The organism is Actinoplanes sp. NBC_00393 (genome assembly GCF_036053395.1).
Taxonomy (GTDB): Bacteria; Actinomycetota; Actinomycetes; order Mycobacteriales; family Micromonosporaceae; genus Actinoplanes.
Window position 1 is genome coordinate 1207841 of sequence record NZ_CP107942.1, and the last position, 14295, is coordinate 1222135.

The following is a 14295-nucleotide window of genomic DNA, read 5'->3' on the forward strand; positions in this document are numbered from 1 at the left end:
CAACACCGCTTTCCCAGGCCGGCCGCGGATCCACCCGCTGGGACCCGGCCGTGGGGCCACCCGCTGGCGACCGACCCAGCCGTGGGGCCACCCGCTGGAACCCGGCCGCTGGACCACCCGGCGGGAGTGTCACGGCTACTCCGGCGATCCATAGGTTCCCGAAATGCCGGCACATCCGTAGTGGGTGTAGGCACACCCGCTGCGGGTGTGGCCGTTTGCACGGAGGTCTCCCGGGAGGCGGTACCCGCCGCGCGTGATGATCTACCCGCCCGTGCGAGTCCGGCGGAATCCCGACCTGTGCGAGGGGCGACCAGGGCCGGGTCGAGGCGGCCTCCGGCCGGCGGCCGGAGCAGACAGGCGGCCGTGAGACCCCGACATCGACGATCTTTAATTGGCTGCTCGCCGTCCGTCCGCCCACGCTGCACCCCACCCAGCCGGTGCTCGGCCGGTGATTGCCGGAGAATGTAAGGGCTCGTCGAAGAACAAGCCGTTGCTTGGCGGATTTCGATGCGTTGATCTGTTATGGCGGTATCGGAGGAGGAACGGGGCAGGCTGGCAGCGAAGTTTGAGGTGATCTTGCCGCATCTGGACGAGCGGCAACGCCGGTTGCTGCTGGGTGCTGAGGCTCGGGTGCTGGGGCATGGCGGGATCCGGGCGGTAGCGCGAGCTGCCGGGGTCCGGGAGGGCACGGTGGCTGCGGGCGTCGATGAGTTGGAGGCCGGGGTGGCGCCGCTGGGCCGGGTCCGCCGTGCCGGTGGCGGCCGGAAACCGGTGACCGAACATGATCCCGCTCTGATGCCGGCGTTGTTGGGGCTGGTCGAGCCGGACGAGCGGGGGGACCCGATGTCGCCGCTGCGATGGACGACGAAGTCGTTGCGCCACCTTGCGCAGGAACTGGCCGGGCGGGGTCATAAGGCCGGGCCGGACACGATCGCTGCTCTGCTGTACGGTGAGGGATTCAGCCTTCAGGGCAATGCCAAGACTCTGGAAGGCAGACGCCATCCCGACCGCGACGCCCAGTTCGGCTACATCAACGAGCAGGTCAAGGATTATCTGTCCAGCGGTGACCCGGTCGTCAGCGTCGATACGAAGAAGAAGGAACTCGTCGGCGCGTTCGCGAACAAGGGCCGCGAGTGGCGGCCTGCCGGTGAGCCGGCTGTAGTCCGCACCCACGACTTCGCCGATCCGCAGCTGGGGCAGGTGATCCCCTACGGGGTCTACGACCTGGCCGCCGACACCGGCTGGGTCGCCGTCGGCACCGACCACAACACCGCCGCGTTCGCCGTCGCCACTCTGCGCCGCTGGTGGGACGGCTACGGCCGTGACCGCTACCCGAACGCCGGACGGCTCTTGATCACCGCGGACGCCGGCGGATCCAACGGCTACCGCACTCGCGCCTGGAAAACGGATCTGGCCGCTCTCGCCGCCGAAATCGGGCTACCGATCACCGTCTGCCACTTCCCGCCCGGCACCAGTAAATGGAACCGTATCGAGCATCGCTTGTTCGCCCACATCTCGATGAACTGGCGGGCACGACCCCTGACCAGCCACGAGACCATCGTCCACACGATCGCCGCGACCACCACCAGCAGCGGGCTGCGCGTGCACGCCGAACTCGACACCGGCCACTACCCGACCGGCGTCGTCATCACCGACGAGCAGATGAGCACCCTGGCCATCGACCGTCACGACTGGCACGGCGACTGGAACTACACCCTGCGCCCCGACCCGGCCACACCCGCCGGCGAACCCGCGACAGCCCTACCACCGCTGCATCACCTGGCCGCGCTGGTGCACCCGGCCATCACCGGCATGCCCGACAGCGCATGGAACGACCTGATCAACCGGCTCACCGTTCCCCATCAAGCCCAACACGAAGCGTTCCTGCACAACCTGCGCGGCCACGCCCGGCCCCGCGGCGGCGGCCGCAAGATCCGCGTCACCCTCAGCCACCAACTACTGGCCACCTTGCTCCACGACCGCTACCAACTGCCCCGCAAGGTCATCGCCGATCTGTTCGGCGTCGCCGGCACCACCATCAACGTCGCCATCCGCAACACCCGCACCCTGCTCACCCAAATCCAGCACCCCATCGAACCCAGCAACATCCGCCTCACCAACCACACCGACCTCGCCGCTCACACCCGCACCGCCGGATTCACCGCACCCGCCTTGATCAAAACAGCGAGTTAAAAATCGACGAGCCCTAACCAGCGTGGGCGACGGCTGGGCTCGCGGACACCGCCATGAGATGCGATCGCCGCCGGGGGATCGGGCTGCCTCATCCGGCGGGATCGGCGAGGATCGACGGATGGCATCGCTGGCGGTCGCCGCGGCGGTGCTAGCGGCGGTCGCGCTGGTGGGGCGGGTGACCGACTCGGTCAGCCCGCCGACAGGTTGATCTCGAAGCTGTAGCGGCTGGCCCGGTAGACGTGGCTGCCGTACTCCAGGACCCGGCCGTTGGCCTCCCACGCGGTGCGGGTCATGGTGAGCAGTGACGCCCCGCGCTTCTCGCCGAGGGTGCGCGCCTCGGCGCTGGTCGCGGAGCGGGCGCCGATCACCTGGGTGGCGATGCGCGGCACGTGGCCGGCGCGGCGCAGCAGCACGTAGAGGCCCTGCTCGGCGAGCTCCTCACGGGCCGGCTGCAGGACAGTGCGCGGGATGGCGTTGCGCATCAGTGCGAGCGGTTCGCCGGAGGCGTACCGAAGTCTCTCGATCCAGGTGATCTCGGTGCCGGGCGGGAGTTGCAGTGCCTGGGCGACCACGTCGCCGGCCGGGATGACCTCCAGCTTGAGGACCTCGGTGCGCGGCTGGCGGTCGCCGGCGACCAGGTCGTCGTAGAGGCTGGACAGTTCGACCGGGCGCCGCACGTTGGGGTGCGCGACGATCGTGCCGACACCGCGTTTGCGGACCAGCATGCCGCGCTCCACGAGGTACTGGATGGCGCGGCGGGTGGTGGGCCGGGAGACCTTGAGGCGTTCGGCCAGGTCGACCTCGTTCTCGATGCGGGCGCCGACGCCGATGTCGCCGGATTCGATCAGCTCCTGCAGCTGCGTGGCGACCTGGAAGTAGAGCGGGACGGGGCTGGTCCGGTCCACATCGACCCGGCGGACGAGGTTGCCTGGGTCGGACAGTTCCGAGGTCACGACATCCCCCTGTAGTCGGTCGGCGCGGCTTTGTGAGTTTGTCAGGACAAAGTATTGACGGGGAAGCCTTCACGTTATTACATCGACGTTAACGAACATAGAGTTATCTATTGATCACTAACGGTTGATCTTTGGTAAGCGCAGTTGATCTCCGAGCCCGCATCAGAGGGGACACGTATGCCCGCGGACGAGGTACTCACCATGGGGCGTATCGGGGTCGATCTCTATCCGCAGCAGACCGGAGTGTCGCTGCGTGAGGTCAGCACCTTCGAGAAGTTCCTCGGCGGCAGTCCGTCCAACGTGGCGGTCGCCGCCGCCCGTTACGGCCGGCGCGCCGCCGTGATCACCCGCACCGGCGCCGACCCGTTCGGCGAGTTCCTGCACGACGCGCTGCGCGGCTTCGGCGTCGACGACCGGTACGTGACTGCGGTCCCCGGCCTGCCCACCCCGATCGCGTTCTGCGAGATCTTCCCGCCGGACGACTTCCCGCTCTACTTCTACCGCTACCCGAAGGCGCCGGACCTGGAGATCCACGAGTCCGAGTTGGATCTGGACGCGATCGCCGCCGCCGACATCTTCTGGGTCACCGGGACCGGCCTGTCCGACGAGCCGTCCCGCTCCGCGACCCTCGCCGCGCTGCGGCACCGCGACCGTCGCGGCATCACCGTGCTCGACCTCGACTACCGGCCGATGTTCTGGCCGGCGCGCGAGGACGCCCGCCGCTGGTACGCCGAGGCCTTGCCGTACGCCACTGTCGCCGTCGGCAACCTCGACGAGGCCGACACCGCCGTCGGGCAGCGCAGCCCGAAGGAGGCGGCCGCCGCCCTGCACGACGCCGGCATCGAACTGGCCGTCGTCAAGCAGGGCCCGGCCGGCGTCCTCGCCTCCCGGGACGGCACCCAGGTGTCCGTCCCACCCGTCCCGGTCCAGGTGGTCAACGGCCTGGGCGCCGGCGACAGCTTCGGTGGCGCGCTCTGCCACGGGCTGCTGGGCGGCTGGGATCTCGAGACGACGATGCGCTTCGCCAACGCCGCCGGAGCCATCGTCGCCTCGCGACTGTCCTGTGCCGACGCCATGCCCACCGAGGCCGAGGTCCGCGAGCTGCTGCAGGAGGCCACCCATGCCGGACGTCGGTGACCTGGTCGAGGCCCGGGTGAACCGCCCGGAGACGATCGCCGCCGCGGCCGCCCGGCGCCGCCGTCCCGCATCGCTGCTCGGCCCGCACGGCCGCCTCATGATCATCGCAGCGGACCACCCCGCGCGGGGCGCCCTGCGCGCCGGCCCCGATCCGATGGCCATGGCCAACCGCGCGGAGCTGCTGGACCGGCTCGCGGTCGCGTTGTCGCGGCCGGGCGTCAACGGTGTGCTCGGCACCCCGGACATCCTCGAGGACCTGCTGCTGCTCGGCGTCCTGGACGACAAGGTGGTGATCGGGTCGATGAACCGCGGTGGCCTGGCCGGCACCGCGTTCGAGATCGACGACCGGTTCACCGCGTACGACGCGCCGAGCATCGCGGCCGCCGGCTTCGAGGGCGGCAAGATGCTGCTGCGCATCGACCCGGCCGATCCGTCCACCGTGGCCACCCTGCAGGCCTGCGGCAACGCGGTCACCGAGCTGGCCGTGCGGCAGGCCATGGCGATGGTCGAGCCGTTCATCTCGCACCGGGTGGACGGCCGGATCCAGAACGAGCTCACCGCCGAGGCGATGATCCGCGCGGTCACCGTGGCGGCCGGTCTCGGCACCACGTCGGCGTACACCTGGCTCAAGGTGCCGGTGGTCGAGGAGATGGACCGGGTGATGGCAGCGACCACGCTGCCCGCCCTGATTCTGGGCGGCGAGAAGGCCGCCTCCTACCAGCAGTGGCAGAAGGCGCTGAGCCTGCCCACGGTCCGCGGCCTGGTGATCGGCCGGTCCCTGTTGTACCCGCCGGACGGCACGGTCGCGGACGCCGTCGACCGGGCCGTGGACCTGTTGTGAAGGGAAGATCATGAGACTGACGGTCGCGCAGGCCGTGGTGCGGTTCCTGGCGAACCAGTGGACCGAGCGGGACGGCGAGCGCCAGCGGACGATCGCCGGCTGCCTGGGCATTTTCGGTCACGGCAACGTCGCCGGTGTCGGCCAGGCACTGCTGCAGGCGCAGCGCGAGGGCACCCCCGATCTGCCGTACCGGCTGGCCCGCAACGAGCAGGCGATGGTGCACACCGCTGCCGGTTTCGCCCGGATGCGCAACCGGCTGTCGACCTATGCGTGCACCGCGTCGATCGGCCCCGGCTCGACGAACATGCTGACCGGCGCCGCCCTGGCCACCGTCAACCGGCTGCCGGTGCTGCTGCTGCCCTCGGACGTGTTCGCCACCCGGGTGGCCACGCCGGTGCTGCAGGAACTCGAGCATCCGGGCGCGGGCGACGTGTCGGTCAACGACGCGTTCCGGCCGGTCTCGGCGTTCTTCGACCGCGTCTGGCGGCCCGAGCAGCTGCCTGCGGCGCTGCTGTCCGCGATGCGGACCCTGACGGACCCGGCGCAGACAGGTGCGGTCACCCTCTGTCTTCCCCAGGACGTGCAGGCTGAGGCGTACGAGTATCCGGACGAATTGTTCGCCGAACGTGTCTGGCATGTGGCCCGCCCGGTCGCCGAGCCGGCCTTCGTGCAGCGCGCCGCCGAGGTGATCCGTGACGCTCAGCGCCCGCTGCTGATCGCCGGTGGGGGAGTCATCTACTCCGAGGCGTCCGAGGCCCTCGACCGGTTCGCCCGGGCCACCGGCATCCCGGTCGCCGACACCCAGGCCGGCAAGGGCGCGCTGAGCTGGGACCACCCGAACTCGGTGGGCGGCGTCGGCTCGACCGGCACGCCGGTGGCCAACAATCTGGCCCGCGACGCTGACGTGATCATCGGGGTGGGCACCCGGTACAGCGACTTCACCACCGCGTCGCGGACCGCGTTCCAGCACCCGGGCGTGCGGTTCGTCAACGTCAACGTGGCCGCCTTCGACGCCGCCAAGCAGTCCGCGTACCCGATCGTCGCCGACGCCCGCGCCGGGCTCGCCGCGCTGACCGCCGCGCTGGACGGCACCCACTTCGACCTCGGGTACGCCGACGCGGTCACCGCGTGGCAGGAGAGCGTCGATCGTGCGTACCACCTCAATCATGGCCCGTTGCCCGCCCAGAGTGAGGTGATCGGGATCGTGAACGAAGCGTGCGGAGCACGCGACGTGGTGGTGCAGGCGGCCGGCAGCATGCCCGGCGACCTGCAGTTGCTGTGGCGCTCGCGCGACCCCAAGCAGTACCACGTCGAGTACGGCTACTCCTGCATGGGTTTCGAGATCGCCGGGGCGCTCGGGATCAAGCTGGCCGACGAGTCCCGCGAGGTGTACGCGCTGGTCGGCGACGGGTCCTATCTGATGATGTCGCAGGAGATCGTCACCGCGGTCGCCGAGGGCATCAAGCTGATCGTGGTGCTGGTGCAGAACCACGGGTTCGCGTCGATCGGCGCGCTCTCCGAGCAGTCCGGCTCACAGCGGTTCGGCACCGCCTACCGCTACCGCAATCCCGTGACCGGCGACTACGACGGCGCCCGGCTGCCGGTCGACCTGGCCGCGAACGCCGAGAGTCTGGGCGCGCAGGTGATCCGCTGCCGTACCGTCGCCGACCTCGCCGACGGCCTGAAACGTGCCCGCGAGGCCGACCGGCTGACCGTCGTGCACATCGAGACCGACCCGCTGTCGCCGGTGCCGTCCTCCGAGTCGTGGTGGGACGTGCCGGTGGCCGCCGTGTCCACGCTGGACAGTACGCGCGCTGCTCGAGAGACCTACGACGCCGCCAAGCGCGCTCAGCGGCACCACCTGTAGACAAGGAGCCCCCGAAGTGGCAACCATCGAGCACTGGATCGGCGGCCAGTTCACCGCCGGCACGTCGACGCGCCGCGGGCCGGTCTTCAACCCGGCCACCGGGCAGCAGCAGCACGAGGTGGTGCTGGCCTCCACGGCCGATGTGGACGCCGCCGTACGGGCCGCGGCCACCGCGTTCGAGGAGTGGAGCCAGGCGTCGCTGTCCCGCCGTACCAAGATCCTGTTCAGCTTCCGGGAGCTGGTCAACGCGCGGGTCAAGGAGCTCGCCGAGATCATCTCCGACGAGCACGGCAAGGTGCTCTCGGACGCGGCCGGTGAGGTGCAGCGCGGCCTCGAGGTGATCGAGTTCGCCTGCGGCATCCCGCAGCTGCTCAAGGGCTCGTACTCGGATCAGGCGTCGACCGGCGTGGACGTGTTCAGTTTCCGGGAGCCGCTCGGCGTGTGCGCCGGGATCACCCCGTTCAATTTCCCGGCCATGGTGCCGATGTGGATGCATCCGGTCGCGATCGCCTGCGGCAACACGTTTGTGCTGAAGCCCAGCGAACGCGACCCGTCCGCGTCGAACTACGTGGCCGGGCTGTGGCGGGAGGCCGGCCTGCCGGACGGCGTCTTCAACGTGGTGCACGGCGACAAGGAGGCCGTCGACGCCATCCTGGAGCATCCGGAGGTCGTCGCGGTTTCGTTCGTCGGCTCCACCCCGATCGCCCGCTACATCCACCAGAAGGCCACCGCGGCCGGCAAGCGGGTGCAGGCGCTCGGCGGCGCGAAGAACCACGCGATCGTGCTGCCCGACGCCGACCTGGACTTCACCGCCGGGCACCTGACCGCCGCCGCGTTCGGCTCGGCGGGGGAGCGGTGCATGGCGATCTCCGCAGCGGTGGCGGTCGGCGCGGCCGGGGACCCGCTGATGGAACAGGTCTCCCGGATGGCCTCGGAGGTGGTCGTCGGCCCCGGCCGTGACCCACGCAGCGAGATGGGCCCGGTCGTCACTGCGGCCGCGAAGCAGCGCATCGAGTCGCTGATCGGCAGCGGTGAACAGCAGGGCGCGAAGGTGCTGGTGGATGGGCGCGGGCTGAGCGTGCCCGGCCACGAGGACGGCTTCTTCGTCGGCCCGACCGTGATCGACCAGGTGCAGACCTCGATGGACGTCTACACCGAGGAGATCTTCGGGCCGGTGCTGTCGGTGGTGCGCGCCGACAGTGTCGAGTCGGCCATCGATCTGATCAACAGCAATCCGTACGGAAACGGCACCGCCATCTTCACCAACAACGGTGAGGCGGCCCGCCGGTTCCAGCGCGGTGTCAAGGTCGGCATGATCGGCATCAACGTGCCGATCCCGGTGCCGATGGCCTACTACTCCTTCGGCGGCTGGAAGGACTCGCTCTTCGGCGAGCAGCACATCCACGGGCCCGAGGGCGTCTCCTTCTACACCCGGGCCAAGGTGGTCACCTCACGCTGGCCGCACGTCACCACCCCCGCTGACGCATCCCTGCACTTCCCGACAGCCTCGTAAGGAGAGTCATGTCCAGATATGGGAAACGGGCGGTTGCGGCCGCCGTGGCGATCGGCCTCGCGGTCACCGTGGGCGCCTGCAGCAGCTCCGGCGGCAAGGAGGCCGAGGAGAACGCCGAGGGCCTGTCCGGTGGCAAGGCCGACACCCCCACCATGACGGTCGCCATGATCACCCACGCGGCGCCCGGCGACACCTTCTGGGACATCATCAAGAAAGGCGCCCAGTCAGCGGCCACCAAGGACAACGTCGACCTGAAGTACTCGGCCGACCCGAGCTCGGCGAACCAGGCGACGCTGATCCAGAGCGCCATCGACAGCAAGGTCGACGGCATCGCGGTCACCCTGCCGGACCCGCCGGCGCTGGTGCCGGTGGTGCAGAAGGCGATCGCGGCCGGCATCCCGGTGATCGCGTTCAACGCCGGCATCACCTCGTTCGAGGACTCCGGGGCGCTGGCGTACTTCGGTTCGGACGAGTCGGTCGCCGGTGAGACCGCCGGGCAGCGGGCCGCCCAGGACGGCGCCAAGCATGTGCTGTGCGTGGTCCAGGAGCAGGGCCAGGTGCAGCTGGAGGCGCGCTGCGACGGCGTGCAGAAGGGCTTCGGCGGCGGCGCGTACGACAAGATCTACGTCAACGGCCGGGACATGCCGTCGGTGCAGACCACGATCGCCACGAAGCTGCAGCAGGACAAGACGATCGACCTGGTCATCACCCTCGGCGCGCCGTTCGCGCTGGCCTCGATCCAGGCGGTCAAGGACACCGGCAGCCAGGCGAAGGTCGCCACCTTCGACTTCAACCCGCAGATCCCGGAGCAGATCCAGTCCGGCGCGCTGCAGTGGGCCATCGACCAGCAGCCGTTCCTGCAGGGCTATTCGGCGGTCGACGGACTGTGGCTCTACAAGAACAACGGCAACGTGCTCGGCGGTGGCAAGGCCACGCTGACCGGGCCGTACCTGGTCGACAAGAACAACGTCGACTTCGTCGCGAAGTTCGCGGCGGCCGGTAACCGGTAGCCGTTCCGCCCGGGGCCGGCAGGCCCCGGGCACTGAACTCTTCTGAAGGAATCCGGAGATCGTCATGAGTTCAACTCTCGAGACCAGACCCGGTCCGCCGCCGGCCGCGCCGGCGGACGAGCGGGTCGCCCGGCAGTCCCCGCTGTCCCGCCTGCTCGCCCGGCCCGAAGTGGGCGCCCTGGTCGGCGCGATCCTGATCTACATCGTCTTCTTCATCGTCGCCCCGCCGTTCCGCCAGCCCGAATCCCTGTCGTCGGTGCTCTACGTCAGCTCCACGTTCGGCATCATGGCGGTCGCCGTGGCCCTGCTGATGATCGGCGGCGAGTTCGACCTGTCCGCCGGCGTCGCGGTCACCTCGTCGGCGCTGTTCGCGTCGATGTTCGCCTACCAGTTCACCCTGAACCTGTGGGTCGGCGTCGCCGCCGCGCTGGTGTTCTCCCTGCTCGTCGGCTTCATCAACGGCTACCTCGTGGTGAAGACGGGCATACCCAGCTTCCTGGTCACCCTCGGCACCTTCTTCATGCTGCGCGGCCTCAACCTGGCGCTGACCAAGGCGGTCACCGGCAACGTGGCCACCAACGACGTGTCGAACATGGACGGTTTCGACTCCGCGCAGAAGGTGTTCGCCTCGTCGTTCTCGATCGGCAGCGTCTCCATCCGGATCACCCTGCTGTGGTGGATCCTGTTCGTCGCCGTCGGCACGTGGCTGCTGCTGCGTACCCGGATCGGGAACTGGATCTTCGCGGTCGGCGGATCGGCGCCCAGCTCGCGGGCGGTCGGCGTGCCGGTCAACAAGGTCAAGATCGGCCTCTTCATGGGCGTCGGATTCCTGGCCTGGTTCATGGGCATGCACAACCTGTTTGCCTTCAACACCGTGCAGTCCGGCGGTGGCCTCGGCAACGAGTTCATCTACATCGTCGCCGCAGTGGTCGGCGGCTGCCTGCTCACCGGCGGCTACGGCTCGGTGATCGGCGCGGCCATCGGCGCCTTCATCTTCGGCATGACCAACCTCGGCATCGTCTACGCCGGCTGGGATCCCGACTGGTTCTACTTCTTCCTCGGCGCGCTGCTGCTCGGCGCGATCCTGCTCAATTCCTTCGTCCGCAGACGAGCGGAGGCCATGCGATGACCGCGCTGGTCCGGCTGGCCGACGCCGGCAAGAACTACGGCAACATCATCGCGCTGCGCGGTGTCGACCTGGAGGTCGGCCCCGGCGAGGTGACCTGTGTGCTCGGCGACAACGGCGCCGGCAAGTCCACCCTCATCAAGATCATTGCTGGTCTGCACCAGCACACGACCGGGACGTACGAGGTCGAGGGCAAGGCGGTGCAGTTCAGCTCCCCGCGCGAGGCCCTCGACCACGGCATCGCCACCGTCTACCAGGACCTGGCGGTCGTGCCCCTGATGCCGGTGTGGCGCAACTTCTTCCTCGGCAACGAGATCCGCAAGGGCTTCCGGATGGACATCCCGAAGATGCGCAGCACCACCAAGAAGGAACTGCTCGACATGGGCATCGACCTGCGCGACGTGGACCAGCCGATCGGCACCCTCTCCGGCGGCGAACGGCAGTGCGTGGCGATCTCCCGGGCCGTGTACTTCGGCGCCAAGGTGCTCATCCTCGACGAGCCGACCGCGGCGCTGGGCGTCAAACAGTCCGGGGTGGTGCTGCGCTACATCATCCAGGCCCGCGAACGGGGCCTCGGCGTCATCTTCATCACCCACAACCCGCACCACGCGTACCCGGTGGGCGACCGGTTCCTACTGCTCAAGCGCGGGCAGAGCATCGGCTACTACCGCAAGACCGAGATCACCCGCGACGAGCTGACCGCGCTGATGGCCGGCGGCGCCGAGCTGGAGGAGCTGAGCCACGAGCTGGAGCAGGCCGGCGCCGGCACCGCCGACGTGGCGAAGATCCTCGGTGAAGAGGTCCACGACCTCGGCATCGACCGGGTGCACTCGAAGGAGACGCCGTGACCAGGCTTCAACTCGGCAGCTGCCCCGACTCGTGGGGAGTGTGGTTCGCCGACGACCCGCGCCAGACACCCTGGCACCGGTTCCTCGACGAGCTGGCCGGCGTCGGCTACGAGTGGCTGGAGCTCGGCCCGTACGGCTACCTGCCCACCGACCCGGCCCAGCTCAGCGACGAGCTGGCCCGCCGCAACCTGCGGGTCGCCGGCGGCACCATGCACGGCTACAGCGGCCTGCACCGCGCCGGCGACTTCCCGGAGATTCTGGAACGGACCCGGCTGGTCGCCGAACTGACCGCCGCCCTCGGCGCGGAGCACCTGGTGTTCGTGCCGGTGCCCGGCTACCGCGACGACGTGACCGGCGCCTACCTGGAACCGGGCACCCTCGACGACGACGCCTGGAAGACGCTGGTCCGCGGCACCGACGAACTCGGCCGGGTGCTGTTCGAGGAGTACGGTCTGCGCCTGCAGTTCCACCACCACGCCGACAGCTACGTGGAGACCCGCCCGCAGATCGACCGGCTGCTCGCCGAGACCAACCCGGCGTACGTGTCACTCTGCCTGGACACCGGGCACCTCGCGTACGGCAGCGGGGACGCGGCGATGCTGATCGCCGAGCACCCGGACCGGGTCGGCTACCTGCACATCAAACAGATGGACCCGGCCATCGTCCGGCGCGCCCGCACCGAGGACCTCGCCTTCGGCCAGGCCGTCGCGATGGGCGCCAGCTGCGAACCACCCGCCGGCGAACCCGACATCCCGACCGTCGTCGAGGCCCTGCGACAGCGCGGTCAGGACACCTTCGTGATCGTCGAGCAGGACATGTACCCGGTCGAGTTCGACAAGCCGGCGCCGATCGCCGCCCGCACCTACGCGTACCTGCGTTCCTGCGGGATCGGGGAGTCATCGTGATCCGGGTGGGCGTGATCGGCACCGGCATGATCGGGCAGGACCACATCCGGCGGATGACGACCGTGCTGTCCGGTGTCGAGGTGACCGCGGTGTCCGACGTCAACGCCGAAGCGGCCACCGCCGTCGCCGAGCAGATCGGGGCGCGGGTGCACACCACCGGCCAGGAGCTGATCGTCTCGCCGCAGGTCGACGCGGTGGTGGTCTGCTCCTGGGGACCCACCCATGAGCAGTACGTGCTCGCCGCCATCGCCGCCGGCAAACCGGTCTTCTGCGAGAAACCCCTGGCCACCACCACCGAGGCATGCCGGCGGATCATCGAGGCGGAGACCGCGTACGGCAGCCGGCTCGTCCAGGTCGGCTACATGCGCCGCTACGACAGCGCCTACCGCGCGCTCAAGGCGGTCCTGGACACCGGGCAGATCGGTACGCCACTGATGATGCACTGCGCCCACCGGAATCCGAGCGTGCCCTCGTTCTACGAGAAGGACATGGCGATCACCGACACCGCGGTGCACGAGATCGACATGATCCGCTGGATGCTCGCCGACGAGGTCGCGGCCGTGCGGGTCCTGGTGCCCCGCCGCAGCCGCAACGGCGGGCCGCTGCAGGATCCGCTGTTCTTCGTGATGGAGATGGCCGGTGGGGCGATCGCGGACGTGGAGATCTCGGTCAACATCCGTTACGGGTACGACATCCGCGGGGAGATCGTCGGCGAGGACGGGACCGCGGCGCTGGGGGAGCTGAGCCCGCTCGTGGTCCGGCACGCGGGGCAGGTCGCCACGCCGGTGCCGGCCGACTGGCGGGAACGGTTCCTTCGGGCGTACGACATCGAGCTGCAGGAATGGATCAACGGGATCGCCGGCGGCGCGGCGGCCACCGGGCCGAGCAGCTGGGACGGGTACGCGGCCGCGGTCGTCTCGGACGCCGGGGTGAGCGCTCTGCGCAGCGGGGAGCGCGTACCGATCGATCTGATGGACAAGCCCAAGCTGTACGCGGAGGTGGCCGCATGAAGATCGCCCTCGACCCGTACATGCTCCGATCCGTTCCCCTGCTGGAATTGCCCCGCACGGTGGCCGAACTGGGCTACCGCTACATCGAGATGTCGCCGCGCGACGACTTCCTGCCGTTCTTCCTGCACCCAAGGGTCGACCGGGCCGGGGTGCAGGCGTTCCGCCGGGAGCTGGCGGCGGCGCAGGTCGAGGTGGCGTCGGTGCTGCCGCTCTACCGCTGGTCCGGGCCGGACGAGGACGAGCGGCAGTCGGCGGTCCGGTACTGGAAACGGGCCATCGAGATCACCTCGGAGCTCGGGGTGAGCGTGATGAACTCCGAGTTCAACGGCCGGCCGTCGGAGGCGTCGTCGAGCGAGGCCCAGTTCTGGCGGTCCATGGAGGAGCTGCTGCCGGTCTTCGAGCGGGAGGGCGTACGGCTGGTGCTGGAACCGCACCCGGACGACTTCCTCGAGGACGGCATCGGCGCGATCAACCTGATCCGCGGCATCAACTCCGACCTGGTCAGCTTCCTGTACTGCGCGCCGCACACCTTCCACCAGGGCGGCGACCTGGAAGCCATCATCCGGCACGCCGGGCCGCTGCTCACCCAGCTGCACCTGGCCGACTCGTTCGACCACCGCGCCTCATCCGGCCTGCGCTACATCGTCAACCCGCCCGGCTCGACCGCGCGCGTACACCAGCACCTGGACATCGGCCAGGGCGAGGTGGACTGGGACCTGTTCTTCCGCACCCTCGCCGACGTCGGCTTCGACGGCATCGCCACGGTCTGCGTCTTCGCCTGGGAGGAACGCGCCCAGGACAGCGCCCGCCACAACCTCGCCGAGGTCAACCGCTACCTGGAGAAATACCCGCACCCTTAGACACTGAGTTAGCCGACCGGCCTCTACTCAAG

The 14295-nt window shown here is 69.5% G+C and carries 12 protein-coding genes; 11 read left to right on the forward strand and 1 reads right to left on the reverse strand.

Annotated elements, in window-relative coordinates; genetic code table 11:
- Window positions 1-522: 522 nt before the first annotated feature.
- Window positions 523-2193 carry an ISAzo13 family transposase gene (locus OHA21_RS05355; RefSeq protein ID WP_442875070.1) on the forward strand — a complete coding sequence of 557 codons (1671 nt, stop codon included), beginning with the start codon at window positions 523-525 and terminating at the stop codon, window positions 2191-2193.
- 188 nt (window positions 2194-2381) lie between these two features.
- Here OHA21_RS05355 and OHA21_RS05360 read toward each other — a convergent pair whose 3' ends face one another.
- Window positions 2382-3146: a GntR family transcriptional regulator gene (locus OHA21_RS05360; protein WP_328470756.1), complete on the reverse strand. Its 765-nt coding sequence runs from the start codon at window positions 3144-3146 to the stop codon at window positions 2382-2384.
- A gap of 201 nt (window positions 3147-3347) precedes the next feature.
- Between OHA21_RS05360 and iolC the strand changes: the two genes are divergently transcribed.
- The 10 genes from iolC (at window position 3348) to OHA21_RS05410 (ending at window position 14263) form a co-directional block, all read left to right on the forward strand.
- Complete coding sequence (gene iolC / locus OHA21_RS05365; protein WP_328470758.1) at window positions 3348-4283, forward strand: 5-dehydro-2-deoxygluconokinase; 936 nt, start codon at window positions 3348-3350, stop codon at window positions 4281-4283.
- Entirely contained in the window at window positions 4267-5124 is an 858-nt protein-coding gene (locus OHA21_RS05370; RefSeq protein WP_328470760.1) for a Cgl0159 family (beta/alpha)8-fold protein, read from the forward strand. Before iolC ends, OHA21_RS05370 begins: the two co-directional genes overlap by 17 nt.
- A gap of 10 nt (window positions 5125-5134) precedes the next feature.
- On the forward strand, window positions 5135-6991 hold the full coding sequence (gene iolD / locus OHA21_RS05375; RefSeq protein ID WP_328470762.1) for a 3D-(3,5/4)-trihydroxycyclohexane-1,2-dione acylhydrolase (decyclizing): 1857 nt from the start codon (window positions 5135-5137) through the stop codon (window positions 6989-6991).
- Between the two features lie 16 nt (window positions 6992-7007).
- Complete coding sequence (locus OHA21_RS05380; protein WP_328470764.1) at window positions 7008-8504, forward strand: CoA-acylating methylmalonate-semialdehyde dehydrogenase; 1497 nt, start codon at window positions 7008-7010, stop codon at window positions 8502-8504.
- 8 nt (window positions 8505-8512) lie between these two features.
- Window positions 8513-9514: a sugar ABC transporter substrate-binding protein gene (locus tag OHA21_RS05385; RefSeq protein ID WP_328470766.1), complete on the forward strand. Its 1002-nt coding sequence runs from the start codon at window positions 8513-8515 to the stop codon at window positions 9512-9514.
- Window positions 9515-9578: 64 nt separating this feature from the next.
- The gene (locus OHA21_RS05390; protein WP_328470768.1) at window positions 9579-10643 is read left to right on the forward strand and encodes an ABC transporter permease; all 1065 of its coding nucleotides are present in this window, start codon (window positions 9579-9581) and stop codon (window positions 10641-10643) included.
- Entirely contained in the window at window positions 10640-11488 is an 849-nt protein-coding gene (locus tag OHA21_RS05395; protein ID WP_328470770.1) for an ATP-binding cassette domain-containing protein, read from the forward strand. Before OHA21_RS05390 ends, OHA21_RS05395 begins: the two co-directional genes overlap by 4 nt.
- On the forward strand, window positions 11485-12393 hold the full coding sequence (locus OHA21_RS05400; RefSeq protein ID WP_328470772.1) for a TIM barrel protein: 909 nt from the start codon (window positions 11485-11487) through the stop codon (window positions 12391-12393). The genes OHA21_RS05395 and OHA21_RS05400 overlap by 4 nt, the downstream gene beginning before the upstream one ends.
- Window positions 12390-13403 (forward strand): Gfo/Idh/MocA family protein, encoded by a 1014-nt coding sequence (locus OHA21_RS05405; RefSeq protein WP_328470774.1) that lies wholly within the window; start codon window positions 12390-12392, stop codon window positions 13401-13403. Before OHA21_RS05400 ends, OHA21_RS05405 begins: the two co-directional genes overlap by 4 nt.
- Window positions 13400-14263 carry a sugar phosphate isomerase/epimerase family protein gene (locus OHA21_RS05410; RefSeq protein WP_328470776.1) on the forward strand — a complete coding sequence of 288 codons (864 nt, stop codon included), beginning with the start codon at window positions 13400-13402 and terminating at the stop codon, window positions 14261-14263. Before OHA21_RS05405 ends, OHA21_RS05410 begins: the two co-directional genes overlap by 4 nt.
- Window positions 14264-14295 lie beyond the last annotated feature (32 nt).

Excerpts from the sequence above, each read along its gene's own strand:
- OHA21_RS05355 (WP_442875070.1), top strand. The coding sequence starts at position 523 with ATGGCGGTATCGGAGGAGGAACGGGGCAGGCTGGCAGCGAAGTTTGAG.
- iolC (WP_328470758.1), top strand. The coding sequence starts at position 3,348 with ATGGGGCGTATCGGGGTCGATCTCTATCCGCAGCAGACCGGAGTGTCG.
- OHA21_RS05370 (WP_328470760.1), top strand. The coding sequence starts at position 4,267 with ATGCCGGACGTCGGTGACCTGGTCGAGGCCCGGGTGAACCGCCCGGAG.
- iolD (WP_328470762.1), top strand. The coding sequence starts at position 5,135 with ATGAGACTGACGGTCGCGCAGGCCGTGGTGCGGTTCCTGGCGAACCAG.
- OHA21_RS05385 (WP_328470766.1), top strand. The coding sequence starts at position 8,513 with ATGTCCAGATATGGGAAACGGGCGGTTGCGGCCGCCGTGGCGATCGGC.
- OHA21_RS05390 (WP_328470768.1), top strand. The coding sequence starts at position 9,579 with ATGAGTTCAACTCTCGAGACCAGACCCGGTCCGCCGCCGGCCGCGCCG.
- OHA21_RS05395 (WP_328470770.1), top strand. The coding sequence starts at position 10,640 with ATGACCGCGCTGGTCCGGCTGGCCGACGCCGGCAAGAACTACGGCAAC.
- OHA21_RS05410 (WP_328470776.1), top strand. The coding sequence starts at position 13,400 with ATGAAGATCGCCCTCGACCCGTACATGCTCCGATCCGTTCCCCTGCTG.